This window comes from Amycolatopsis sp. NPDC043885, from assembly GCF_056435685.1.
Genome location: NZ_JBWKEA010000030.1, coordinates 1 through 25,871, shown reverse-complemented (window position 1 = coordinate 25,871; position 25,871 = coordinate 1). Strand labels below are relative to the sequence as shown.

The 25,871-nt window shown below is 68.3% G+C and carries 17 protein-coding genes; all 17 read right to left on the bottom strand.

Translation table 11 applies throughout. From position 1 onward, the window contains the following. Positions 1–376 precede the first annotated feature (376 nt). On the bottom strand, positions 377–2,269 hold the full coding sequence (locus tag AC069I_RS43050; RefSeq protein ID WP_478267980.1) for an OmpL47-type beta-barrel domain-containing protein: 1,893 nt from the start codon (positions 2,267–2,269) through the stop codon (positions 377–379). 68 nt (positions 2,270–2,337) lie between these two features. Beyond that, positions 2,338–6,303 carry a ThuA domain-containing protein gene (locus AC069I_RS43045; protein ID WP_478234927.1) on the bottom strand — a complete coding sequence of 1,322 codons (3,966 nt, stop codon included), beginning with the start codon at positions 6,301–6,303 and terminating at the stop codon, positions 2,338–2,340. Between the two features lie 13 nt (positions 6,304–6,316). Beyond that, complete coding sequence (locus AC069I_RS43040; RefSeq protein WP_478226872.1) at positions 6,317–7,339, bottom strand: multicopper oxidase domain-containing protein; 1,023 nt, start codon at positions 7,337–7,339, stop codon at positions 6,317–6,319. A 14-nt stretch (positions 7,340–7,353) separates the two neighbouring features. Then, positions 7,354–8,229: a sugar phosphate isomerase/epimerase family protein gene (locus tag AC069I_RS43035; RefSeq protein WP_478267979.1), complete on the bottom strand. Its 876-nt coding sequence runs from the start codon at positions 8,227–8,229 to the stop codon at positions 7,354–7,356. Positions 8,230–8,239: 10 nt separating this feature from the next. Next, positions 8,240–9,244, bottom strand: a complete 1,005-nt coding sequence (locus tag AC069I_RS43030; RefSeq protein WP_478267978.1) for a sugar phosphate isomerase/epimerase family protein — start codon at positions 9,242–9,244, stop codon at positions 8,240–8,242. Then, positions 9,241–12,333: a ThuA domain-containing protein gene (locus AC069I_RS43025; protein WP_478267977.1), complete on the bottom strand. Its 3,093-nt coding sequence runs from the start codon at positions 12,331–12,333 to the stop codon at positions 9,241–9,243. The genes AC069I_RS43030 and AC069I_RS43025 overlap by 4 nt, the downstream gene beginning before the upstream one ends. A gap of 218 nt (positions 12,334–12,551) precedes the next feature. After that, entirely contained in the window at positions 12,552–13,925 is a 1,374-nt protein-coding gene (locus tag AC069I_RS43020) for an alkaline phosphatase family protein (protein WP_478226868.1), read from the bottom strand. Continuing rightward, a complete protein-coding gene (gene eboE / locus AC069I_RS43015; protein WP_478267976.1) occupies positions 13,922–14,992 on the bottom strand; it encodes a metabolite traffic protein EboE in 1,071 nt (356 codons plus the stop codon). Before eboE ends, AC069I_RS43020 begins: the two co-directional genes overlap by 4 nt. Further along, the gene (locus tag AC069I_RS43010) at positions 14,989–15,852 is read right to left on the bottom strand and encodes a TatD family hydrolase (RefSeq protein ID WP_125680667.1); all 864 of its coding nucleotides are present in this window, start codon (positions 15,850–15,852) and stop codon (positions 14,989–14,991) included. The genes eboE and AC069I_RS43010 overlap by 4 nt, the downstream gene beginning before the upstream one ends. Positions 15,853–15,856: 4 nt before the next feature. Next, entirely contained in the window at positions 15,857–17,269 is a 1,413-nt protein-coding gene (locus AC069I_RS43005; protein ID WP_478267975.1) for an EboA domain-containing protein, read from the bottom strand. After that, positions 17,266–18,114 carry an SCO3242 family prenyltransferase gene (locus AC069I_RS43000; protein WP_478267974.1) on the bottom strand — a complete coding sequence of 283 codons (849 nt, stop codon included), beginning with the start codon at positions 18,112–18,114 and terminating at the stop codon, positions 17,266–17,268. The genes AC069I_RS43005 and AC069I_RS43000 overlap by 4 nt, the downstream gene beginning before the upstream one ends. Further along, the gene (locus AC069I_RS42995; RefSeq protein WP_478226864.1) at positions 18,111–19,268 is read right to left on the bottom strand and encodes an inositol-3-phosphate synthase; all 1,158 of its coding nucleotides are present in this window, start codon (positions 19,266–19,268) and stop codon (positions 18,111–18,113) included. The genes AC069I_RS43000 and AC069I_RS42995 overlap by 4 nt, the downstream gene beginning before the upstream one ends. A gap of 150 nt (positions 19,269–19,418) precedes the next feature. Beyond that, entirely contained in the window at positions 19,419–20,588 is a 1,170-nt protein-coding gene (locus AC069I_RS42990; protein ID WP_478267973.1) for a Gfo/Idh/MocA family protein, read from the bottom strand. A gap of 48 nt (positions 20,589–20,636) precedes the next feature. Further along, the gene (locus tag AC069I_RS42985) at positions 20,637–21,689 is read right to left on the bottom strand and encodes a substrate-binding domain-containing protein (protein ID WP_478267972.1); all 1,053 of its coding nucleotides are present in this window, start codon (positions 21,687–21,689) and stop codon (positions 20,637–20,639) included. A gap of 89 nt (positions 21,690–21,778) precedes the next feature. Continuing rightward, positions 21,779–22,792: an ABC transporter permease gene (locus AC069I_RS42980; RefSeq protein WP_478226862.1), complete on the bottom strand. Its 1,014-nt coding sequence runs from the start codon at positions 22,790–22,792 to the stop codon at positions 21,779–21,781. Then, positions 22,789–24,291: a sugar ABC transporter ATP-binding protein gene (locus AC069I_RS42975; protein WP_478226861.1), complete on the bottom strand. Its 1,503-nt coding sequence runs from the start codon at positions 24,289–24,291 to the stop codon at positions 22,789–22,791. Before AC069I_RS42975 ends, AC069I_RS42980 begins: the two co-directional genes overlap by 4 nt. Next, positions 24,288–25,511 carry an ROK family protein gene (locus tag AC069I_RS42970; RefSeq protein ID WP_478226860.1) on the bottom strand — a complete coding sequence of 408 codons (1,224 nt, stop codon included), beginning with the start codon at positions 25,509–25,511 and terminating at the stop codon, positions 24,288–24,290. The genes AC069I_RS42975 and AC069I_RS42970 overlap by 4 nt, the downstream gene beginning before the upstream one ends. Between the last annotated feature and the right edge of the window lie 360 nt (positions 25,512–25,871).

Below are 25,871 nucleotides of genomic sequence, written 5' to 3'. Positions count from 1 at the left end.
GCGCCGAACCCGTCATGTCCATGACGAGCGCGACGCGAGAAAGGTAACCGATGGCCGGTCGAGTGCGCAGGTCCGTGAAGGCCTCCTTGCCTACCCTGAAGGTAGGGAAGGAGGCCTTCACGGACTACGTGATCGCCATCCGCGGCCTCAGCAACACCACCAGCTCCAGCAGTCTCAGTGGCGGCGCGGGAAGCGAGCAAGGGCGGCGGTGGCAGGGTGGGGCACGTCTCGTGAGTGGCAAGGACGGTTAGAACCCGAATCGCCACTCACGACACACGTGACCGACCCGGTTACCGAAGGTGGCAGGCACAGGCGTGTGAAGCCCCTTCCCTCGGCTGGGCAGAGAGAAGGGGCCTTCCGCGCTACGAGGAGCCGCTCAGACGTCCCGGATCGGCGTCTTCACGGTCTTCTTCATGCCGGGGTTCTTCGTCTCCGGCTTCTTCTTACCGGGCTCCGGTTCCGGCTCGGCGGTTGAGCCGCCGATACCGGAGTCGATCGCCGCCGTGACGATCAGGTTCCGCTCGTCGGACGAGATGACCTCGCCGTCGAGGAGCTCCTGCGTCACGGCCCGCACGTAGGTCACGAACTGCTCGTTCGACGAGTAGTCCGACTCGTCGTCGATCACGTCGTTGATCGTGCAGCCGTTGCCGATGTCGCGGTTCTCGACCTGGCTGTCCGCCGTGCCGAGGATCACGGTGTCCCGGACGTCGGAATCCGGGCAGGCGTCCGGGCCCGGCGGCGCGGCGACGATGGTGAACGCGCCGCCCTGTTCCGCCGAGACGTTGCCCGCCTTGTCCGACGCGCGGTAGGCCAGCGTGTGCGTGCCGAGCTCGGTCACCTTCACCGGCGCGGTGTAGACCGTCCAGGCCCCACCGTCCAGTTTGTACTCGATCTTGTCGACGCCGGATCCGGTGTCCGTCGCGGTCAGGTTGATGGTCGCGTCCTCGATGTACGACCAGCTTCCGTCCAGATCGCCGCTCACCACCACCGAAACGGCGGGCGCGGTGCTGTCGTCGCCCTCGACGATGGTGAACGTCGCCGTGCCTTCGGCCGAGACGTTGCCCGCCTTGTCGGTGGCGCGGTACTTCACCGTGTGCGCGCCGACGACGGTGAGCGCGAGCGGCGCCGAGTACGCCAGCCACGGACCGCCGTTCAACTGGTACTCGACCTTGCCGACACCGGAACCGGCGTCGGTGGCCGTGAGGGTCACGGTGGCCTTGCCGACGTAGTTCCCGGCGGTGTCCTTGGTCCCGGTCACCTCGGAGGTCACCGTCGGCGCGGTGGTGTCACTGCTGACGATCGTGAAGTGCGCCATGCCCTCCGGCGAGACGTTGCCCGCCTTGTCCGACGCGCGGTACGAGACCATGTGCATCCCCGGCGCGGTGACCGCGACCGGAGCGGTGTACGCGGTCCACGCGCCTTCGTCCACTTTGTACTCGACCTTGTCGACGCCGGTGCCGGCGTCGGTCGCGGTGAGCTTCACGGTGGCGGTGTCGAGGTAGTTGCCCGCGGTGTCCTTGGTCCCCGTCACCTCGGAAGTCACCGTCGGCGGAGTCGTGTCGCCGGGCTGCCCGGTGACGACGGTGAACGACGACATCCCTTCCGGCGAAACGTTGCCCGCTTTGTCGGAAGCGCGATAGTGGACCATGTGCGAACCGGCCGCGGTGACCGCCACGGGTGCGGTGTACGCGGTCCACGCGCCGCCGTCGAGCTGGTACTCGACCTTGTCCACTCCGGACTGGCTGTCCGACGCGGTCAGGTTCACCGTCGCGGAACCGACGTAGTTCCCGGCGGTGTCCTTGGTGCCGGTCACGTTCGCGGTCACGGTCGGCGGAGTGGTGTCGGCGCCGCCGCCGTCGGTGACGACGAACTCGCCCATCATCTTGGTGTGGCCCTGGATCGTGCAGTAGTACCGGTACTTGCCCGGGGTCAGCGTCACCGTGGCCTGGTGCACGCCGTTCTTGTCGTCATAGGGGTTGGCGAGGATGTTCAGGTTCACGTCGTGGTTGTAGCCCGGGGTCGCCGTGTCGAACGTCAGCGTGTGCGACATCGTCGAGCCGAGCTCTTCGGTGTTCTTGAAGACGATCGTGGTCTCGCCCGCCACCGCGGTGGACGGCGCGCTGAGGTAGTGGTCGGTGCTGTCGCCCGCGGTCCATTCCAGGGTCTGGACGGGTGCGGCGGAGGCGGGAGCGGACGAGCCCGGTAACACCAGGCCCGCCAGCGCGAGCGTCGCGGCCACCAGGGCCACGACGAGGGTTCTTGGGGACATCGCAGGGAAACCTTCCGTACAAGGGACACCGGCCGGGCACGCGAACCCGCGCCCGGCCGGCTTTCGCGCTACAGCTGCCGCACCCGGATGTTGCGGAACTCCATCAGGTCGTTGTCACCGTGGTTCTGCAGACCGATGAACCCGCTGACGAACTGCCGGAAGTCGGTGGACGGATCGCCCGCCCGCGACGACTGGATCCCCGGCGCGTTCTCGAACTCGTTGATCACCACACCGTTGCGGATGATCGTGTACTTCTGCCCGACGACCTTGACCTCGTACTCGTTCCAGGTCCCCTTCGGCTTCACTCCCGCCTGGTCCAGCGGCCGCGGGTCGAAGTTGTAGATCGACCCGGTCTTCTGCGGTTCACCGGTGGCCCCGTCGTACAGCTGGACCTCGTGGCCGCAGTAGATCGCGACCCAGGCCTGCGACGTCCTCGCCGAACCGACCGTGCCGCAGCTGCCCGGCGGACGCTGCTCCAGCGGGGTGCGCGGGTCCGGGAACCGGACGAACACACCGCTGTTGGCGCTGCCGGTCGGCGCGATGTCCTTGAACTGCAGCTTCACCGAGAAGTTGCCGAACTGCCGTGCCGAGTACCACAGCATGCCCAGCCCGCCCGACGGTCGCAGTGACCCGTCCGGCTGGATGGCGAACTGCCCGGACGGCGCCTGTGACCAGTTGCGGAACGATTCGGGCGTGCCGTCGTAGATCGCGTCGTAGCCGGTGACGCCCTTGTTGCCGATGGGCGACGCGGCGGCCGCGGCGTTGATCTTGTCCGACTCGGCCGCGTTCAGCACGCCGAGGTCGCCGAGCCGGTCCACGGCCTGGGTGACGTGGTTGACGAAACCGGCGTGGGAGGTCCACGTGCTCTCGTCGTCGATCATGTCGTCGACCGTGCAGCCGCCACCGGCGTTGCGGTTGGTCACCCCGGTGTCGGTGTCTCCGATGGTCACCGTGGCACTGGGATCCGCCACGAGACACCCGACGTTCACCGAGTTCCGCGTGGTCACCGTCTCGCCGTTCGCGTAGGTCACGGTCAGCTTGGCGGTGTACAGGCCCGTGCGCGGGTAGGTGTGCCGCGGGTCGGGCTGCGTCGAGATCGTGCCGTCGCCGAACTCCCACTTGTAGGAGACGCCGCCGGACTTCGACCCGGTGAAGGCCGCGGTGAGCGGCTTGTTCTGCACCATGGTCGAAGACGCCGCCGCGGCCGGCGTGGCCTCGCCGCCGGTGTAGCTGATCTTCAGCAGCTTCTGGTTGTTGGTCAGGGTGAAGAAGCCGCCGCCGTAGTCGAGCGCGTACAACGCGCCGTCCGGCCCGAACTTGGCGTCCATCCACTGGTTCAGCTTGGTGTCGCCACCGCCGGTCGGGATGATCTGCCGCACGGTCTCGGCGAACACCGGCGGATCCTGCTTCGCGACGCCGTTCGGGTCGAGGGTGACCGCGATCCGGTTCTGCCCGTTGCTCTGGTCACCGATGAACCACTTGTCGTTCCAGTAGGCGGGCCACGCGACGCCGCTGTTGGTGTTGACCAGTTCGCGGTGGTACGTCGGCCCGGTCATGACCGCCTGGCCGCCGCCCTTGAGGTAGGGCTGCGTGTAGGTTGCCTCGGCCGCGTTGTACGTCGGGACGGAGCTGTTGGGACGGTTGGGGAACACCGGCCCTCCGCCGTCCGGCGCGTACCAGATCATGTTCTTCTTGATCGGCGGAAGGTTCACCAGACCGGTGTTGCGCGGCGAGGTGTTGACCGGGTTGTCGCAGTCGTACCAGCCGGTGAGCACCGCGGCGTCGGTACTGCTGCGGTCGCGGTACGGCTGCTTGTTACCCATGCAGTACGGCCAGCCGTGGTTGCCCGCCTCGGTGATGACCGTGGCGGTCTCGTACTTGGCCGGGCCGAGTTCCGGGCTCGGCGAGGACGCGTCCGGGCCGACCCACGCGGCGGTCAGCCAGTTGGTCTTCTTGTCGACTTGCAGACGCGAGATGTTCCGCACGCCCATCACGTAGATCTCGGGCCTGGTCTTGTCCCCGGGATCGTTCGCCTCGGGGAACAGGTTGCCCGCCGGGTTGGTGTAGGTACCGTCCGGCTCCGGGTGGATCCGCAGGATCTTGCCGTTGAGGTCGTTGGTGTTGCCGGCGGTGCGGCGCGCGTCCTGGAACGAGACGCCCTTGTAGTCCTTGGTCCAGTTGTTGCCGGAGTACCCGTTGGAGCCCTGCGACGAGTTGCTGTCACCGGACCCGATGTAGAGGTTCCCGTCGGAGTCGAAGTCCATCCCGCCGCCGGCGTGGCAGCAGCTGTGGATCTGGACGTCCCACGACAGCAGGTCCTTGCGGGTCGCCTGGTCCAGCGTCTGGTTCTTCAGGTCGTAGGTGAACCGCGAGACCGTGCGCTTGCCGATCCGCTTGTCGAGGTCGATCGACGCGTGCGGCATCCAGTAGGCGTACATGAAGCCGTTCTCGCTGAACTTCGGGTCCAGCACGAGACCGAGGAGGCCTTCCTCGTTCTTGACCAGTTCGTCGCCGCTGCCGCGGTTGCCCATCACCTTCAGCGTGGTGAGCAGCTTCGGCTTCTTGGTGACCGGGTCCCACTGGTGGATCGTGCCGCAGCCGGCGCCGATCTCGGGGTTGGTCCAGTCGTTCGGCGCGGGCACCACGTTGCCGGCGCAGGCCGCGCGGCCGATGTAGAAGACCCGGCCGTTCGGCGCGATGGTGAGCCCGTGCGGCTCGCCCATCTGGTCCAGCTGACCGGGCTGGTTGATCCCGGTCAGGCGTTCGACCTTGTAGTTGGCCGCGATCCCCGCCTTGCAGTCACCGCGCACCATGCCGGTGGTCCACTTCAGCGCGCCGAGGATGTGGCTGCGGAACTGGGCTTCGCCGTAGCTCGCCTCGGTCCGGCCCATGCCGGTGTAGAAGGAGCGGCCGCCGTCGTAGTCACGGCACCACGAGATCGGGTGGAAGGCGCCGTTCGCGCCGACTCCCGGCTTGTAGGTCGATTCCTCGACCTGCGCGACCGTGTGCACGGTACCGACCGGGTTGACCTCCCAGTTGAGCCACCGGTCGGTGCGGACCCACTTCTGCGGCAGGCCGGCGGTGGCCGGGTTCGCCTTGTCGAGGACGTCGACCGTGGCCTGCGCCGGGTCGCTCTCCGGCGGCGGCGGGGTCGTCGAGTTGTCCTTGAACAGCTTGAAGTCGGCCAGCTGGGTGGCCGATTCACCGGCGTTGGCGGTGATGTTCAGCCGGTAGTTCGAGTACGCCGTGGTGTTGGCGAAGGTGAAGGTCCGGCTCTGGAACCGGTCGGCGAACACCTCGTTGGTACGGGTGTCCAGATCGGTCCACGCGGTCCCGTCGTTGGAGCCCTGCAGGGTCCAGCTCTTGGGGTCACGCCCGGCGAAGTCGTTCGCCGAAACGAGCGCGTAGCTGCTCACGGCGACCGGGGCGGCCAGCTTGTAGGCGATCCAGCCGCTGTTCGCGAAGGCCAGCCACTTGGTGTTCTCGTTGTTGTCGGCGAGCTTTTCCTTGGTCTCGTTGGGCGGGTTCTCCGCGCTCGCGGTGATCGAGGCGACAGCCTCCGGAGTGGGACGCGCCCCCACCGGGCGCGCGCCGATCAGCCCGGAGAACCACTGCGAGCCGTCCTGCGCCCGCGCGGCGTCGGAGAGGCCGAGGAAGCCGCCGCCCGCCTTCATGTAGTTCTGCAGCGAGGTTTCCTGGTCACGGTTCAGCGTGATGCCCTGTGCGGACAGGAAAACGACGCCGCGGTACTTCGCGAGGTTCGCCTGCGTGAACACCGCGGGGTCCGAAGAGGACGAAACGGAGATGCCGTTCGCCTGCCCCAGGCTCGCGATCGCGTCCGTGGCGCGCAGGACGGGGTCCTTCTGGTCCGCGGCGGTGCCGTGGAAGACCAGGACGTTGATCGGGACGTTCGTCGCGGCTTCGGCGGTCACCGGTGCGATGGCCAGCGGAAGCCCGGAGGTGACGACGGCGCCGACCGCCAGCGCGGCCAGTGACCGTCTGCGGAGCCGACGTTGCGAAAACACTCGTCTCAAGTTCTCGCTCCTTTCAAGACTGGTGGTGGGTATGGGCGGAAGCGCCGGTGGCGTCCGGAGTGGACGTCGGGTGCTGATGTCCCTTGAAGCGGTCGATCGCCTCCTGGGCGCCCGCGGGCATCCCGCCGTCGGCGTTGCGGACCAGGAACACCCCGGACATGCCGTCGTCCGAGTGCTGCTGGACGTGGCAGTGGTACATCCACGCGCCGGGCCCGACGCCGTCACCGGCGATCACCTGGAAGCCGAAGGAGTTACCGGGGTCCAGGGTCTTGTTGTCGAGGATCGGCGCGTTGTCGGTCGCGCTGGTGAGCATGCCGGTGCGGGTGTCCGCCCAGCGGTGCGCGTGCAGATGGAAGGTGTGCATCAGGTTGCCGTGCCCGATGCAGATGAACTCGACGCGTTCGCCGAGGTTCGCCTCGAAGATCGGCGTGTTCGGGGCGACCTGGTGGTTGATCCACATTTCGGTGAACACCACGGTGAACTGCTTGCTGGGCAGCAGATCCCCGCGTTTGCGCACGATCAGTCCGCCGTACAGGCCCTTCATCAGGCCGACGGTGCCGTGGTCACCGCCGAACGCGTGGTCGTGATAGTGCCAGTACCCCGCGCTGCCGGGCATCCAGAAGCCGTTGGCCGCCTGGTAGGCCGTCCGGGTCTTCCAGGTGTAGGTCTTGGTCTCGTACGGCTTGTTGAAGGAATCGTTGAACGGCGAACCGTCCGACTTGGTGTCGTAGTTGACGCCGTGCGGGTGGATCGAAAGCCGCTGGTCGGTGTTGTTGACCAGCTCGATCACCAGCGTGTCGCCCTCGTAGCACTCCAGGAGCGGCCCGGGGATCGTCGGTTTCCCGGGCTCCAGCCCGTAACCGACCCGGGTCGAGCCGGGAACGTAGTCGGCGTAGACGGTGATGTTGCGGGTCATCCCGGCCGCGGCGGCCGGTGCCGAACCCGCGCTGGCCGACACCACGACCGGGGCGATGACCCCGGCCGCGGTGCCCGCGAGCATCGATCTGCGGGACAGCCCGCGTTTCTTCATGTCCATTGTGGATTCCCCAGTCAGAATCGGACGTTGCGGAGATAGGTGAATCCGGTCTGGGCGGTGCTCAGGGGATCCGTGGGGTTGTCGTGCTCGACGATGTACTCGGCGAGGTGGGGACGGGTGTGCCGGAAGATGCGGGGGAAGTCGATGACGCCCTTGCCCGGGTCGACCATCTTGCCGTCCGCGGTCCGGTCCTTGACGTGGTACTGCACCACGCGCGGGCAGTGCCGCCGGTACAGCGAAACCGGGTCCATCCCGCCTTCCACCGCCCAGAACAGGTCGATCTCCAGGTGCACGTAACGCGGGTTCGTGTTCCTGGTGAGCACGTCGTACGGGCGCACGCCGTCGATGGGCGCGAACTCGTGCGCGTGGTTGTGGTAGCCGAGTGGGATACCGGCCTGGCGGAACTTCCGGGCCGCCGTGTCCATCCGGCCGGCGAACTGCTTCCAGCCGTCGATGGTGTCGAAGTTCGCCCACGGCACGTTGGCGCGGGTGTTCCCGAGGATCTTCGCGTCCGCGATGGTCTTGTCGAGGTCACCGTCGATGCCGACGTGCGTGGACGTCGCCTTGATGTGGTTCTTGTCCAGCAGCCCGCGGAACTCCTCGGCCGTGCGGCCGTAGGTGCCCGCCAGTTCGACCTTCCGGTAGCCGATGTCCGCCAGCGCGGACAGGGTTCCCGGCAGATCGGCCTGCAGCGCGGTGCGCAGGGAGTAGAGCTGGATGCTGATCTTGTCCACCGGGACCCGGCCCCGACCGTGGTGGCCGGATCCCTCGGTGGCCGCACTGGCCACGCTCGGCAGGGCTACCGCCGCGCCGACCGCGACGGCCGCCGTCGCCGCGCCTCGGAGGAGCGTCCGTCGAGAGTGGAATTGCTCAGCTTCTTCACCGCACATGAAACCGCCCTCACTTCTGGTTGCTGAAAGCCGCGTCGAAGGCCGCCGACGGCTTGTCGAACAGGAGCCCCCGCAGAAAGGTCACGGCTTCCGCCGCGCCCCGGAGCCGGTCCATGCCGGCGTCCTCCCACTCCACCGAGATCGGACCGGCGTAGCCGATCGAATTCAGTGCGCGGAAACAGTCCTCCCAGGGCACGTCGCCGTGCCCGGTCGAAACGAAGTCCCAGCCGCGTCGGGGATCTCCCCAGGGGAGATGCGAGCCGAGCCGTCCGTTCCGCCCGTCGAACCGCTTCCTGGTGTCCTTGCAGTCCACGTGGTAGATCCGGTCGGCGAAGTCGAGGATGAAGCCGACCGGGTCGAGGTCCTGCCAGATGAAATGCGAAGGATCCCAATTCAGCCCGAATGCCGGACGGTCGCCGACAGCTTCGAGCGCTCGTTTCGTGGTCCAGTAGTCGTAAGCGATCTCCGACGGGTGGACCTCGTGGGCGAACCGCACGCCCACCTCGTCGAAGACGTCGAGGATCGGGTTCCACCGGTCGGCGAAGTCCTGGTAGCCGTCGTCGATGACCGCCTGCGAGACGGGCGGGAACATCGCGACGTACTTCCAGGTCTTCGAACCCGTGAAGCCGATCACCGTCTCCACGCCGAGTTTCGCCGCCGCGCGGGCGGTGTCGGCCATCTCGTTCGCCGCCCGCTGCCGGACGCCTTCCGGTTCACCGTCACCCCACACCCTGGACGGGATGATGGCCTGGTGGCGTTCGTCGATCGGGTCGTCACAGACGGCCTGGCCGACGAGGTGGTTGGAGATCGCCCACACCTTCAGGCCGTGGTCGGCGAGCAGTTTCAGGCGGCCGGGCACATAGTCCTCTTCGGACAGTGCGCGGTCGACCTCGAAATGGTCACCGGAACACGCGATTTCGAGGCCGTCGTAGCCCCATTCGCTGGCCAGCCTGCACACCTCGGTGAACGGGAGATCCGCCCACTGGCCGGTGAACAGGGTGATCGGACGGCTCATGCTTGCTCCTCGAAGGTGATCGCGTCTACGTCGAACAAGCCGCCGGAACCGCCCTTGAACACAAGGAACAACGGGCCGGTGCCGCCGGGGTCGGTGAGGGCGGACGCCGGGATGTCGGCATAGGTGTCCCAGCCGCCGGTGTTGGCGACGGTGACCGTCTGGACCAGGGGTCCGTCCAGCGCGCCCGAGCGGACCTCGATCGTGCCGCCCGCGCCGCCGGAGGACACTCGGTAGCCGATGCCGCTGACACCCACGAGGTTCACCGGGTCGAATTTGATCCAGTCACCGGATTCGATGTGGCCGACGCGTTTGCCGCCACTGGCGCCGGCGTGCACGACGACCTCGATCCCGCTGGACTGGGTGAAGAACTCCGCCTGCTTCAACTTCGGCTGCAGGATGGACTCGGCCTCGCCGGTGAGCGCGGGCACGCCGTTTCCGCCGTTGTCGGTGTAGCTGGCGTTGATGACGCCGAAGACGTTGGCGTCCGCCCCGTGTCCTTCGTCGGCGGGCGTGGCGATGGTGCCTTCACAGCCGGTCGCACGGCTCAGCGGATGTCCGTGGCCCTCGTGGCCGAGGATGTATTCGACGGTCACCTTCGAGCAGTCGATCGGGTCGTCCTCGGCGTCGGTCACCTCGACCTTGAACGGAACCATGTCGCCGAAGCTGAACACGCTGCCGTTGACCGGCGTTTTCAGCGTGACCACCGGCGCGGTGTTGCCGACGGTGACCACCACGCTCGCCGAGCCGGTCAGCCCGGTGGAGTCGGTGACCGAGAGCTTCGCGGTGTACTGGCCGTTCGCGGCGTAGGTGTGGGAAACCGGGGTGGCCTCGGTGGAATCGGTCGTGCCGTTCCCGTCGAAGTCCCACGCGTAGGTGAGCGCGCCGCCGTCGGGATCGTTCGTCCCGACCGGGTCGAACTTGACGGTCAGCGGCGCCTGGCCGGACGTCTTGTCCGCGGCCACCTTGGCGACCGGCGTGCGGCGGCCCTTGGTGTAGTCGATGCGGTAGACGGCGGATTCCTTGGAGCCGCCGAAGTAGCCGGTGCCGTAGTCGAGGACGTAGAGCGCGCCGTCCGGGCCGAACTCGAGGTTCATCGGGCGGACGAGGTCCATCGAGTCGAAGAACGGCTTGATGGCGCCGCGTTCACCGTTCGCACCGACGGTGATCTCCTTGATCCAGCCGCGTTCCCATTCGTAGGCGAAGGTCTTGCCGTTGAAGTACTCCGGGAACTTGGTCTGCGACGGGTTCTTCGCGTCGAACTGGTAGACCGGGCCGCCCATCGGCGACTCGGGGCCGGTGCCGAACTCGGGCAGCGAACCGCCGTCGTAGGCGATCCACGCCTTCTCGACCGGCGGCAGATCGGTCAGGCCGGTGTTGCGCGGGCTGGTGTTCTTCGGTTTGGCGCAGTCGAAAGCGGCGCCGGACTGCTTGGTGGCGAAGTCGTAGTCGATGAACGGCTGGTTGTCCCCGACGCAGTACGGCCAGCCGAAGTTGCCGGGCTTCTTGATCAGGTTGAACTCGACCGTGCCGCCGGGACCGCGCTTCGGGTCGGCCGCGCCGGCGTCGGGACCGTAGTCGGCCAGGTGGATCCAGCCGGTCTTACGGTCGACGGCGAACCGGAACGGGTTGCGGAAGCCCATCGCGTAGATCTCGGGCTTGGTCTTGGCCGTGCCACGCGGGAACAGGTTGCCCTTCGGGATCGTGTACTTGCCATTCGCGCCGACCTTGATCCGCAGCACCTTCCCGCGCAGGTCGTTGGTGTTGGCCGAGGTGCGCTGCGCGTCGTAGACCGGGTTGCGGTCGGCGCGTTCGTCGATCGGGGTGAAGCCGTCGGAGGCGAACGGGTTGGAGTCGTCCCCTGTGGACAGATACAGGTTGCCCCGCGCGTCGAAGTCGATCTCACCGCCGGCGTGGCAGCAGATACCGCGTTCGGCGGGGACCTGCAGGATCTTCTGCTCGCTCGCGAGATCGAGTTTGTTGTCGGTGCCCAGCTTGAACCGCGAGAGCTGGTTGTAGCCCTTGAACGGCTCGAAGTCGGCCGGGGTGCCGTTCTCCGGCGCGTCACCGGCCGGGGTGTTCAGCTTGGGCGCGTAGTACAGGTAGACCCAGCGGTTCTTGGCGAAGTCCGGGTCGATGGCGACCCCCTGGAGGCCGTCCTCGTCGTGGTTGTAGACGGGGATCTGCCCGGCCAGCGACGTCGTCGCCGACGAGCTGGTGTACCAGACGCGGCCGTCACGCGAGGTGTGCAGCACGTCGCGATTGGGCAGTACGGAAAGCGCGATCGGCTCGCCGGTCTTCTCCTCGCCCTTGGCCAGGGTGATCTGGTCGAAGTCCGCGTCGACCGGGTCTTCCTGGGTCTTGGCGCAGCCCGCCTCGCTCAGCTTGGTGGCGTACTTGATGCCGCCCGCCAGATGCTTGAGGAAGGCAGGCTCGGCGTAGGAGGCCTTGGTGTGCCCGCCGCCGGTGTACCAGGAGCGGCCGCCGGAGTTCTCGTGGCACCAGGCGATCGGGTGATCGCCCATCGCGCCGTCGCCGGGCTGGTAGCTCTTCTCGTCCAGGCTCGCGAGCACGTGGACGTCGCTGCGCGGGTTCTCGCGGTAGTTGTACCACTCGTCGGTGCGCGGCCAGGTCTCCGGCAGGGCATGAGTGGACACGTGCTCGTGGTCTTCGACCTTGACGTTCGCCTGCTGGATCTGCGGGTGGGACTTGAAGTACGCCCCGACCAGCTCGCCGTACCAGGGCCAGTCGTACTCGGTGTCGGAGGCGGCGTGCACGCCCACGTACCCGCCGCCTCCCTTCACGTACCGCTCGAACGCGGCCTGCTGGTCCGCGTTCAGCACGTCACCGGTGGTGGAAAGCCAGACCACCGCGTTGAAGCGCTTGAGGTTCGCGTCGGTGAAGGCCGCCGCGTCCTCGGTGGCCTCCACCGCGAAGTGGTTCTGCGCCCCCAGTTCCTTGATCGCCTTGATGCCGTCGGGGATCGAATCGTGCCGGAAGCCCGCGGTCTTGGAGAACACGAGCACCGTGGCCGCTTCGTGCGCCGATGCGGTCTGCGTCGGTAGCGCGACGCCTGTCAGAGCCGTGACCATGGATGTGACGAGCACACCCAATCGTCGTTTCAAAGACATAGCAGTGGCGATCCTTTCGATGAGCGGCGGCGATCAAGGAAGGACTTGCGGGTGGAGCGTTCCTTTCGTGAGGTGGGGAGGGAGGGCGGCGTGTGGGGATGGGTCGGGTTGGTCGTGAGTGGCGATTCGGGTTCTAACCCGAATCGCCACTCACGACCCCCTGTACCGAAGCCCTACTGTCACTTCAGGCCTTGCAGGGACAACAGCAGCGGATGCACGTCGGTCGCCCCGACGCGACCGGACGGCTGGAAGGCCGGATCCGAACACAACAACACCGGACCGTCCTCAGTGGAATCGGGCAGCCGTCCGTGCGAACCGCGCACCCAGCGCGGATCGGTCGGAACGACGTCCATCGCGTACCGGAGCCCGGCGAACTTCTTCGCCAGGTTGAGCCCGGCCCGCGCCTTGGCGAACTTGTCCTCCGGATCGAAGAACAGCTCGGCGGGGTCGTAGCCCGGCTTGCGGTGGATTTCGACGCCGCGCGCGAAGTCGGGCTTCCGCTCGTCGTCGAGCCAGTAGTAGTAGGTGAACCACGCGTCCGGCTCGGCGACCGCGACGAGCTCGCCTGCGCGCTCGTGATCCAATCCATAGCGAGCCTGCGCCTCGCGGTCGAGCACCTCGTCGACGCCGGTCAGTTCACCGACGATCGACCGCACTCGCTCGATATCGGCGGAGTCGCGGACGTAGACGTGCGCGACCTGGTGGTCGGCGACGGCGAACGCGCGCGACGCCCACGGGTCGAGGTACTCCATGCCCGCCTGGGTGTAGACCTCCAGCAGACCCTCGCGCCGCAGCGCCCGGTTGATGTCGACCGGGCGGTGCACGTTGGTGATCCCGTATTCGCTGAGCGCGACCACGGTCGCCCCGGCGTTGCGGGCGTCGTCGAGCAGCGGCGCGAGCGCGTTGTCCAGCTCCCGCGCCGCCCTGGCCGCCTGCGGAGCGTCGGGGCCGAAGCGCTGCAGGTCGTAGTCCAGATGCGGCACGTAGGTCAGCAGCAGATCCGGCCGCTTCTCCCGCAGGATCTGCCGGGACGCGCCGATGACCCACTTGCTCGACTTGAGCGACGCCGTCGGGCCCCAGTACTGGAAGAGCGGGAACTCCCCCAGCGCGCCGGTCAGCTGATCGTGCAGCTCGGGCGGCCGAACGTAGGCGTCCGGCGACTTGCGGCCGTCGGCGTGGTAGATCGGCCGCGGGGTCACCGTGACGTCGGTGCTCATCCCCATCGCGTACCACCAGCAGACGTTCGCCGACGTGTAGCCGGGGTGCGCCGCCCGCGCGGTCTCCCACAGCTTCTCGCCGCCGACGAGGCGGTTGTGCTGGCGCCACAGGAAGATCTCGCCGAGTTCGCGGAAGTACCAGCCGTTGCCGACGATCCCGTGCCGCGCGGGCATGAGCCCGGTGAGGAACGTCGACTGCGCGCTGCAGGTGACGGCGGGCAGCACCGTGCCCAGTTCGGCCTGCCAGCCGTCGCGGGCGACGGCGGACAGTTTCGGCATGTCCCGCAACGCCTTCGGGGTCAGCCCGACGACGTCGATGACGACCAAGGGTTTCACGCGGACACCCCTTCCTTGACGAGGTTGGCCTGTGCCCATTCGAGTTCGGCGGCGATCCCCCCGACGAGGTCACCCGCGTCCGGGAGCACGCTCCAGGTGTAGGTCTCGACCTCGATATGCGGTTCGCCGGGCAGTCCCGCGGCGATGGTGCGCAGCACGTCCGTCGTGGTGGACAGCGGTGTGGCCGGCGCCTGGTGCAGCGGCATGTGGAAGTGCACGCGCCACGGCCCCTCCCCCGGCAGCTCGGTCCACGCCTCGGGCAGGTCGTCGGCCTTGCGCACGACACCGCCCGAAAACTCGCGGACCTGGTGCAGGTACCGCGGTTCGGCGAACGCCGCCAACGCTTCACGCGCATCGGCGGGCTTCTCGACATGCAGCGCGGCGGAAGCCTGCACCTTGACGATGTCCACATCGGACTCCGCGATCGCCTTGAGAGTCTCCGCCGGGTCGGCGAACGACACCGCGAGGTGACAGGTGTCCAGGCACAGCCCGACGTACTCCGGGTCGACGCGACCGGACAGCCAGCCCAGCGCGTCGGCCACCGTGTCGAGCACACAACCTGGCTCCGGCTCGACGGCCAGCTTGATCGGCCGGTCTCCGATCGCCCGGACGACCTGACCGAACGCCTCGGTGGCGCGACGATCGTCCTGTTCGGCCCACGGTTCACGCCAAGCCAACGGCAGCGTGGATATGCTGCCGTAAGAAGCGTCCTCGGCGAGCAGATCGGACAGCACGTTCACGCAGTCGATCGTGTACACGACCCGGTCCGGGTTCGTCCACTCAGGACGATAGACCGCGTGCTTGACGACGTCGTCGTGGAAACCGCCGTACGGGAACGCGTTCAGCGTGTACACCAAAAGCCCGCGAGCGTCGAGTTCGGCGCGGAAACGCTTGCGGGCTCCGGCGTCTTCGGCGAGTCCGCGCGCGACCGGCGCGGAGAGCCACAGCCCCACGCCGAGCCGATCGGCGCCCAGCCGCTCACGCACGGGCAGCGCGTACCGCTCCAGCTGCGCGACGATGCCGTCGACGTCTTCGGCCGGATGGACGTTCGTACAGTAGGAGATCATTTGCGGGCACCTCGCAGGACCGAGTTGCCCTCGAAGGTCACGGCCTCGCCGGTGAACCCGGGCAGCGGATCGAGGGTGAGCCTGCCGCTGAGGCCGTAGAAGTCGACGGGGTTCTGCCAGAGCACCTTGTCGACGTCGGCCTCGGTGAAACCGCCGTCGAGCATCGCCTGTCCGGTCTTGGCGGTCTTCAGCGGATCGGACCGGCCCCAGTCGGCGGCCGAGTTGACGATCATGTTGTCCAGCCCGTACTGGCGCAGGATCTCGACCATCCGGTGTTCGTCCATCTTGGTGTCCGGGTAGATGGAGAAGCCCATCCAGGCACCGGAATCCTTGACCAGCTTGACGGTGACCTCGTTGAGGTGGTCGACGACCACGCGCTCCGGCGCGACACCGGCTTCCCGCACGACGTCGAGGGTGCGCTTGGTGCCTTCCAGCTTGTCGCGGTGCGGGGTGTGCACCAGTACCGGGAGATCGTGCTCCAGCGCCATGGCGAGCTGCTGCGAGAAGACCTCGTCCTCTTCCTTGGTCATCGAGTCGTAGCCGACCTCGCCGACCGCGACCACGCCGTCCTTGGCCAGGTACCTCGGGAGCACGTCGAGCACCTCGCGGCAGCGGGGGTCGTTGGCCTCCTTGGGGTTCAGCGCGATCGTGCAGTGGTGCCGGATGCCGAACTGGGCGGCACGGAACCGTTCCCAGCCGATGAGCGCGTCGAAGTAGTCGGTGTACGAGCCGACGCTCGTACGCGGCTGCCCCAGCCAGAACGCGGGCTCGACCAGCGCGCGGACACCGGCCGCGTACATGGCTTCGTAGTCGTCGGTGGTCCGGGAGGACATGTGGATGTGGGGATCGAAGATACGCACTGGCTCAGTTCTCCTTGAGGAGTTCGAGGGCGTCGGCGGGTACGTCACGTCCGGCCGCCCTGCGTTCGTCGGCGAAGTCGGCGAGCATGCGCCTCAGCTCGTCGTCCGCGCGGGAAGGGAGATCCGCGACGGCGGCCAGCGGCACACCGACGAAGACGCATTTGAGGACGCCGTGGCGCCACGTGTGGTCGTCCAGGAACCGGGCGAAGGCACCCATGGCGGCGGCGACCAGCCTGATGTCGTTGGCGCGCAAGGCGTCTTCGACCAGCCTGATCCCGGCATCGGTGACTTCGGCGCCCGGGGACTTCAGCGCGTTGAGCGCCCGCAGGACCCCACGCCGCTCGGCGTCGTCGCCGTAGCGATAGAGGTCGCGCAGTTCCGTGGCCAGCGCGGCGTCGTCGAGGACGTCGGCCAAGACCGCCACGAGCCGGACCCGCGCCCGGTCGTCGACGGTGCCGTGGACCAGCCCTTGCGGATCGGTGTCCGGCCGCAGCGCCGCACGCCCGACCTCGCGGCCGACGGCCGGGAAGAGCGAGCCGATCACCGACGGCTTCTCCCGGATCCGGCGTTCCGCCTTGGCCTGCCACGTCTGCGGCATCGCCGCGGTCAGCGCTTCGAAGGCCCGCCGCGCGGTGTCCGGCGCGGCGTGGCTGTGCCGGGGCAGTTCGACCGCGGCCAGTCCGGTATAGCCGATCTCCGCCAGCGCGGCGAGCGTCCCCGGCAGATCCAGGTGCCCGTCACCGAACTCCAGATGCTCGTGGACCCTCGGCAGCATGTCGTCCAGCTGCACGTTCCACAGCAGCGGGCCGGCGAGGCGGACGCATTCGGCCGCGTTGACCGGCTCGACGGCGACACAGTGCCCGACGTCGAGCGTGACGCCGAACAGCTCCGGCTCGCCGAGTTCCTTGCGCAGGTCCAAGACCTGGCCGAGATGCTGCACGAGATGCCCGGGCTCGGGTTCCATCGCCAGCCGCACGTTCAGCCGCGCGGCGTGCTCCAGGACCGCCGCGACTCCCTCGCGCAATCGAGACCAGGCGATCTCCGTGTCCACAGTGGACACGCCGGACCAGAACGAAACGCAGTCGGCACCGAGATCCCCGGCGATCCGCAAAGCCCGTTCCAGGAAGTCGATCCGAAGCGCGGGGTCGTCCGACAGCAGCGTCGGCGAGTGCTTGCGCCACGGGTCGAGCAGATAACGCGCGCCGGTTTCGACGACGACGCGGTTCAGGCCGAGCGCCGAAAGCCGGGAAGCCACGTGGTCGACCTGCCGTGCCAGATCGTCGGCGAACGGGTCGAGGTGGTCGTGGTCCAGGGTCAGCGCCACCCCGGTGTAGCCGAGGTCGGCGATGATCGCGAGCGCGTCGTCGAGGCGGTGATTGGAGAAGCCGTTGGTGCCGTATCCCAAAGAAAACGTCATGTGGGGCTCACCTTCCGCGACAGCTTGCGGGCGATCGGCAGCGCGGCCGCGACCAGCGCCGCCCCCAGTACCGAGCCCTTCGCCGTGACCGCCGCCTGCAGCGGGACCATGCCGTGGATGCCGTTCTTGGTCGCCGAACGCACGGACTTCGCCGACGGGTCGCGGACGGCGTCCGCCTGAGCCCGGCCGACCAGGCCCGCGTAGCCCGAACCGGCGGCCATCGAGGCGGCGCGATGCCAGCCCCCACGGGCCGGTCCGGTCAATGCCAACGTTGTCGCCGCGCAGCTGGTGGCCAGTGCGGCGCGGGCCGTGCCTGGTTTCGCGCCGTGCACTTCCCCGGTGGACAACGCCGTGACGCCGAGTGTGTGCACACCCACCGCCGCGGCGGCGGTGGCCGCCTTCTTCGGAGAGTCGCCCGCGCCCAGCAGGACGTCGAGCGTGCGGCAGGCCGCCATCGCCACCGGCCCGGCCGGGGTCGGCTTGAGCACGGTGTCGTAAGCCCACACCGACGCCGCGAGCGGGACCGCGACACGCATCGCCCGGCGGCCGCCACCGAGCGCTGCCAGGCCAAGTCCGGCAGCGGTCAGCGCGGTCCCGGTGGTGAGCGCCGCGCCGGCACTCACCCGCCCGGACGGGATCGGCCGCTCGGGACGCTCCACGGCGTCGAGCTTCCGATCCGCCCAGTCGTTGAGGGCCATCCCGGCCCAGTAGAAGGCGACCGAAGACAGCGGCAGCAGCAGCCGCCGCCCGGTCATCTTGAGCCCCGCCGCGGCGGATCCGGCGACCGTGTCGCCGAGCACCGTCAGCGCGGCGGGCGCCCGCACGAGTTCCACGTAAGCCTTCACAGGGTTCCCGCCCAGGTGATCAGGCGGGCGGTCTGCTCGGCGAACCGGTGTTCGTCGCTGCCCAGCGGATCCTTGAAGAAGAACCCGAGTTCGGTCAGCGCGCCGCTCTGGCCACCGGCGTGCGCCGCGGTCACCAGCCTCGCGAGGTCGAGGATCAGCGGCGCCGCGAGCGCGGAGTCGTAACCGGTCCAGGTGAACTGCAGGCTCATGCGCGCGCCGAGGAAACCCTCGAACGACACGTGGTCCCACGCGGTCTTGATCTCGCCGAGGTCGGGCACGTTGTCGATGTGCAGCGGCGCGGTGACGTCCTCGCCGAGCAGCGCCGCGAGCCCGCGGGCCTTGGATTCCAGCTTGCTGTTCGCCGTCACCGGGTCGGCCAGGGTCTCGCCGTCGCCGCCGCCCAGCAGGTTGGTGCCCGCCCAGGAGCGGACCTTCAACGCCCGCGCGCTGAACATCGGCGCGAGGACCGTGCGCAGCAGCGTCTCACCGGTCTTGCCGTCACAACCCGCGTACGGCAGGCCTTCCCGCTCGGCCAGCTCCCGCAGCGCGGGCAGGGTGATCCCGGCGGACGGCGTGAACTCGACGTACGGGCTTCCCGCCTTCAGCGCCGCGTAAGCCGACAGGGAACTCGACGGGAGCACTGCCCGCGCCGGGTCGGCGAGCGCCACTTCCAGCGCGGCGAGGTCGTCGTGTTCGGGCAGGTGGGGACACGGGGCCTCGGTGGAGGACACGTTGACCACGACGACCCGCGCGAGGTCGTGCCGGTCGGCGAAAGCTCGGATGTCCGCCGTGAGCCGGGCGGCCGCGTCGGCCTGGGCACCGGTGTGGGACGCCGGGTGGTAGCCGTCGCGGATCTCGGCGTCCACCTCGGCCAGCCCGGACCGGACCGCGGCGAACACCGCGTGCCCGAACACACCGGCGTGCGCCAGCTGCTCGGCCCGCTTCTCCAGCGGCGTATGCGCGATGTCGTGCCCGCCGAGGACCAGATCGTCCCAGCCCGGCAACGGAACCCCGGCGAACGCGGGCAGCTCGGTGACGCAGCCGCCACCGCCCGTCACCCCCGCGCGCAGCGCGAGGAGCCCCACCGCGGCCGTGGTGGCCACCGACCCCCTCGCCCCGATCAACCAGATGCCCGTACGCTCGTGAGCAGGCATTTCCTCCACCTTTCCCAGCCCGAGAACACCAACCTCCGATGGTCGGATGTTTCGGATCGAACCAAGTCGCAGTGATAGCCGTCATGCGACTTTCGGCTGGATCTACACAGCCGTTACCACTCCGCCTCGTCCTCGGTCTTCTCCATGTCCTCAGCTACTTCCCTTCGTGGTGACGCCGGGCACAGTGGTCCATCGCGCCTCGTCGGACGCGCTGCGCTCGACCGCGGCCAAGACCTGCTGAACCCTCAACCCGTCCTCGAAGGACGGTGCGGGATCCGTGCCGTCGCCGATCGCGGTGAGCAGATCGGCGACCTCGTTGGTGAAGGTGTGCTCGTAGCCGAGGAGATGCCCCGGCGGCCACCACACCCCGACGTACGGGTGCTCGGGTTCGGTGACCAGGATCCGGCGGAACCCCGCCTCCGTGGCGGGCTGGCCGCCGTCGAAGAAGGACAGTTCGTTCATCGACTCGAAGTCGAACGCGAGGCTCGCCTTCGACCCGTTGATCTCCAGCCGCATCGCGTTCTTGCGGCCCAGCGCGAACCGGGTCGCCTCGAAACTCGCCACCGCGCCGCCGGTGAACCGGCCGAGGAACAGCGCGGTGTCGTCGACCGTGACCTGTCCGGTGCCGCCGTCGCCGTCCGGCCGCTCCTTGACGAAGGTGTTGGTCAGCGCGGAAACCCCGGTGATCGTCTCGCCGGTGACGAACTGGGCGGCGTCGACGATGTGCGCGCCGAGGTCGCCCAGCGCGCCGGAACCCGCCTTGTCCTTGTGCAGCCGCCAAGTCATCGGCGCCCGCGCGTCGGACAGCCAATCCTGCAGGTAGACCGACCGCACGTGGCGGATCTCGCCGAGCGCCCCGCTCGCGACCAGCTTCCTGGCGTGCGCGAGCGCGGGCACCCGGCGGTAGTTGAACGCCACCATCGACCGGATGCCGCCGGCCCGCGCCTTCGCCGCGGCCTCGGCCATCGCTTCGGCCTCGGCGAGGGTGTTGGCCAGCGGCTTCTCGCACAGCACGTGCTTGCCCGCTTCGAGCGCGGCGATCGCGATCTCGGCGTGGCTGTCGCCCGGCGTGCAGATGTCGACCAGGTCGACGTCGTCACGGGCGATCAGCGCGCGCCAGTCCGTCTCGACGTCTTCCCAGCCGAACCGTTCCGCCGCGGCCTTCGTCCGCACCTCGTCACGGCCGCCGAGCACGGCGAGTCTCGGGATCAGCGGTGGGCTGAAGAACCGGTGCACACTGCGCCACGCGTGCGAATGCACCGCACCCATGAACGCGTGGCCGACCATGCCGATCCCGATCGTTTCCTTTGCCGTGCTCATGCCCCTCCTAGGCTGTGTCTTTCAAGCGCGCGTGTCGGGTACGCGGGTTTACGAGTCGAAGCCGACGTCCATGTACTTGTCGACGTTCTCCTTGGTGACCACCGCGGAGTACGTGGTGATCTCGGCGGGGATCTCGTGCTCGGCGAAGTCGCCGGCCCCCTTGCCCTGACCGAGAAGCCGCGCGAGCGAGATCGCCGAAGACGCCATCGACGGGCTGTAGAGCACGGTCGCCTTCAGCGGCTCGGCGTCGGACTTGATCAGGTTCATCGCGTTCTTCGAGCCCGCGCCGCCGACCATCAGGAAGTCCTTGCGGTTGGCGTTGTTGATCGCCGCGATGACGCCGACACCCTGGTCGTCGTCGTGGTTCCAGAGAGCGTCCAATTTGGACGCCGACTGGAGCAGGTTCGAGGTCTGCTGCTCGCCGGACTCCGGCGTGAACTGTGCCGAGACCCGCGGTCCCACCTGGAAACCCTGACGCGCCAAGGCGTCCTTGAAACCCTTGCTGCGTTCCTGGGTCAGCGGCAGTGAGTCGATACCCGCGACCTCGCCGATCACCGGGCTGGCGATGTTCTTCGCCTTCATCTGCTGGGCGATGTAGTTCCCGGCGTTGACGCCCATGCGGTAGTTGTCGCCGCCGATCCAGGTGCGGTACGCGAGCGGGGTGTCGAAGACGCGGTCCAGGTTGATCACCTGGATACCGGCGTCCATCGCCTGCTGGCCGACCGCGGTCAGCGCCTTGCCGTCGAACGGCAGGATCACCAGCACGTTGACCTTGGCGTTGATCAAGGTCTCCACCTGGGAGATCTGCTGGTTGACGTCGTTGGTGCCCTCGGTCGCGTTGAGCGTGACCTCACTGAACTTCTGCGCCTGCGCGCGGGCGTTCTTGGTGATGGCCGCCATCCAGCCGTGGTCCGCGGCCGGAGCTGAAAACCCGATTGTCACTGGACTTCCGGGCTGCGAGTTCGCCCCGGCGTTGGCCACGTTGGCCGCGTTGTTCTGCGCCGGCGCCTCGTTCGAGGTGCACGCGGTCAGCAGCGCACCCGCTCCGACGGCCGCGCCTCCCAGCAGGAAGCGGCGGCGATGCAGGGATTGTTCGGTCATGACGACTCTCCATCCACGGTGACGGCGGTGGTCCAGGTGGTCGTGAGTGGCGTTTCGGGTTCTCACCCGAAACGCCACTCACGACCCCGCTAAGTACTCGTCTTTGTCTTTTTCACGGAGCGGAACTGCAGTAGCGCGGCCAGGACGATGATCACGCCCTTGGCGATGTTCTGGATGTCGGTGTCCAGGTTGTTGAGCGTGAAGATGTTGGACAGCACGGTGAAGATCAGCACGCCGATCAGGGTGCCGATGAGCGAGCCGCGGCCACCGGTGAGCAGCGTGCCGCCGATGACGACCGCCGCGATGGCGTCGAGTTCGTAGAGCATGCCGTTGGTCGAGGCGCCCGCGGTGGTGCGGGCGACGACCATCAGCGCCGCGATACCGCAGCACAGCCCGGCGACGCCGTAGACGAGCGCGGTGTGCCGCTTGACGTTGATACCCGCCAGCCGCGAAGCCTCGGCGTTGCCGCCGACGGCGAAGGTGCGGCGGCCGAACGTGGTGCGGTTCAGCACCACCCAGCCGATCGCGAACACCAGCGCGAACATCCAGATCAGCACCGGGACGCCGAGCAGGTCACCGCGGAAGAAGTCGAGGAAACCCGCCTCCGACACCACCTGCGTGCGGCGGCCACTGATGCGTTCCGCGAGCCCGCGGGCCGAGACGTACATCGCCAGTGTCGCGATGAACGGCACGATCTTCCCGTAGGAGACCAGGATCCCGTTGATCAGCCCGCAGCCGAGGCCGACCAGGAGTCCACAAAGGATCATCACCCACGGGCCGTAGGACTGGGTGGCCAAGGTGGTCAGCCAGACACTGGAGAGCGCCACGATCGACCCGACCGAAAGGTCGATGCCGCCGGCGATGATCACGAACGTCATCCCGACGCTGACCACCCCGATGGCCGCGGCGAGCCGCAGGATCGTCGAGATGTTGCCGTCGGTGAAGAACTGGTCGGGCCTCGTGATCTGGCCGACTATGCACAGGATGACCAGTACCCCGGCCAGCCCGAGCAGCCGGGTGTCGAGCGAGAAGTTCCGCTTTTCTTTGGGTGGTACAGGTTCCACGGCGGGTTCCGTACGCACCGATTCGGCTTGGTCGGTCACGCCGCACTCCCCTCGAGAATCACGTCGAGCACATCCGCCTCTGTCAGCTCCGCAGACGGCTTTTCAGCCAGGACACGTCCTTCACGCAGCACCAGCACCCGGTCGGACAAGCCGAGTACTTCGGGGATCTCGCTGCTGACCAGCACGATCGCGACGCCGGTCGCGGCCAGTTCCTCGATCAGCCGGTACAGCTCCGCCCGCGCGCCGACGTCGACCCCGCGCGTCGGCTCGTCCAGCAGCAGGACCCGGCAGCCGCGGACCAGCCAGCGGGCGAGCACCGCCTTCTGCTGGTTGCCGCCGGACAGCGTGCGGATGATGCGGTGCGGATCGGCGGGCCGCAGATCGAGGCGCCGCAGGCTTTCCCCGGCGTCGTCAAGCTCCCTGCCCCGCTCGGTGAAACCGAACGTCGCGTATTTGCCCAGGCTCGCCAGGGTCACGTTGTGCACGACGGGCAAGTCCAGCAGCAGCCCCTGGCTCTTGCGTTCCTCCGGTGCCAGCCCGATCCCGGCCTTGACCGCCGCGGACACGCTGCCCGGCCGGACCGGCTCGCCGTCGACCGACACCGAACCCGCGTCCTGTTTGCGCGCGCCGAAGATCGTCTCCAGCAGTTCGCTGCGTCCCGAGCCGACGAGGCCCGCGATCCCGACGACCTCACCGGCGTGCACGGTGAAGGTCACGTTCTCGAATTCGCCGACGGTGGTCAGGTTCTCCACCTTGAGGACCTCGTTGTCCGGGTCCACGTGTTCCTGGTGGCGCGGGCCGAACACGGTTTCGACCTTGCGGCCCGCCATCAGCGCGACGAGGTCGGAGGTCGGCGTCTCCTTGGCGTCGAGGCCGGTGGAGACGGTCTTGCCGTCCTTGAGCACAGTGACGCGGTGCCCGATCCGGCGCAGTTCTTCGAGCCGGTGGGAGATGTAGATGATCGCGACACCCTCGGCGGTCAGCTCGCCGACGATACGGAACAGGTTGTCGACCTCTTCGCCGGCCAGCGCCGCGGTGGGCTCGTCCATCACCAGCAGCTTCGCGTCGTACGCGAGCGCCCGCGCCATCGAGACCAGCTGCTGACCCGCGGCGGACAACTTGCCGACCTCGGTCGACGGCGCGATCTCGGGGTGCCCGAGCCGCGCCATCAGTCTCGCGGCCTTGTTCCGGGACTCGCTGATCCGCGTGAACCCGAACGACGCGCGCTCGCGGCCGAGGAAGATGTTGTCCGCCACGGAAAGCCCGGGTACCAGGTCGAGTTCCTGGTACATGGTCGCGATGCCGATCTTCAGCGCGGCGACCGGCGAGGGCAGCGTGACCGGCTCGCCCTGCCAGAAGATCTCGCCGCCGTCGGGGCGATGCGCACCGGCGAGCGTTTTGATCAGCGTGGACTTGCCCGCGCCGTTCTGGCCGAGGAGACAGTGCACCTCACCGGGTTCGACGTCGAAGTCGACCCCGTCGAGCGCACGGACCCCGGGGAAGGTCTTCACGATCCCCCGGACGGATAGCAGCGTCATGCCGGAGCCTCCTCGGTCACGAAGGGAACTAGCGTCGGGTCGGCGAAAAGCCGTTCGGTGGCGAGATGCGCGGCGCCGCGCAGCGGGGCGGTGGTGCCCAGCGGCGACGGCTCGACGCGACAGGTGGGCTCATGCCCTAGCGGACGCGCGGACAGTTCGCGGCGCACCGGCTCGACCAGCCATTCGCCCAGTTCGGCGAAGTAGCCGCCGAGCACGACGACGTCCGGGTCGAGCACGTCGACCACAGTGGACACCGCGATGCCGAGCGCGACCCCGAGTTCCGAAACCGCGGCGACCGCGCGCTGGTCACCGCGCTGCACGCGGTGCTTGAGCAGCCCGACCCGGCCGTCGACACCCAGCGCGGGATCGTGCAGCGGGTCGCCGGGCGACGCCGCGCCGCGCAGGACGGCGTTGAGGCCGGCCTTGGTCTCCAGGCAGCCGACCCGGCCGCACTGGCACTGCTCGCCGGACGGGTCGACGGTGATATGCCCGACCTCGCCCGCGAAACCCCTGGCACCACGCAGGATCATGCCGCCGGACACGAGTCCGCCGCCGACGCCCGTGCCGCCGCTGAGGTAGAAGAGCTCCCGCACACCTTGGCCGACTCCGGCGACGGCCTCGCCGATCGCGCCGAGGTTGGCCTCGTTGTCGACCGCGATGGCGTCGGCGGGAAGACCGAGCCGGGCGGCGAGGAGATCGGCGATCTCGGCGTCGCGCCAGCGCAGGGTCGGCGCGAACCGCAGCACGGCGGCGGCCGAATCGACCAGCCCCGGCACCGAGACGGTGACCCCGACCGGCTGATCGTCGAGCAGCATGTTCCGGGCGAGGAAGGCGAGTTCGTCCATGCTCCGGTGCAGCCCGAGCGCGGCGACGTCGGCGGTCTCGATGCGTTCGGCGACGACGCGGCCGTCGAGGTTCGTGACGACGGCGGCGAAACGATCGGCCTCGACGCTGAGCGCGAGCCCGCAGGCGCTGGCGCCGTTCAGCTCGACGAGCTGGCTGGGCCTGCCGTTGCCGCCCCCCTGGAGTCCGGCGGAGCGGACGAGACCGCGTTCGGACAGCTCGGTGATCAACCCGGAGACGGCCGCCTTGGTGAGCCCGCAGCGCGCCGCGAGCTGGGTACGCGAAAGCGGCCCCGCACGCAACGCCCGCAGAAGCACGGCGAGGTTCGAGGTACGTGGGCTGACCGGGTCGAGCTGCCCGGATTCAGTCGCGGCCACACTGCCCTCACTTACGAATCGGCCGTAACAAACTTTGTTACTTAGCCAGCGAAAGTAGGGTGGTCCGTGTCACTCGTCAAGGTGACAACAGGACAGAAATGCCCGCCGTCACCCGAATAGCCGTCCAGAACCGCGCAGACTTTCGCATAGTTTGAGCGAAAGTCTGTACGATCTTGACGTTACTAATCGGAATCAGGTGAGTGCTCAACGTGCCGTGAGGCATGGGTCAGGTGGGTCGTGAGTGGCGATTCGGGTTCTAACCCGATGTCTGAGTTCAGGACATGTCGGACAGTTGATGTTTCAGGACCTCACGGACACTGACCGGCCTGTCGGCGTGGTGACCAGGGCTTGTGTGGTGAT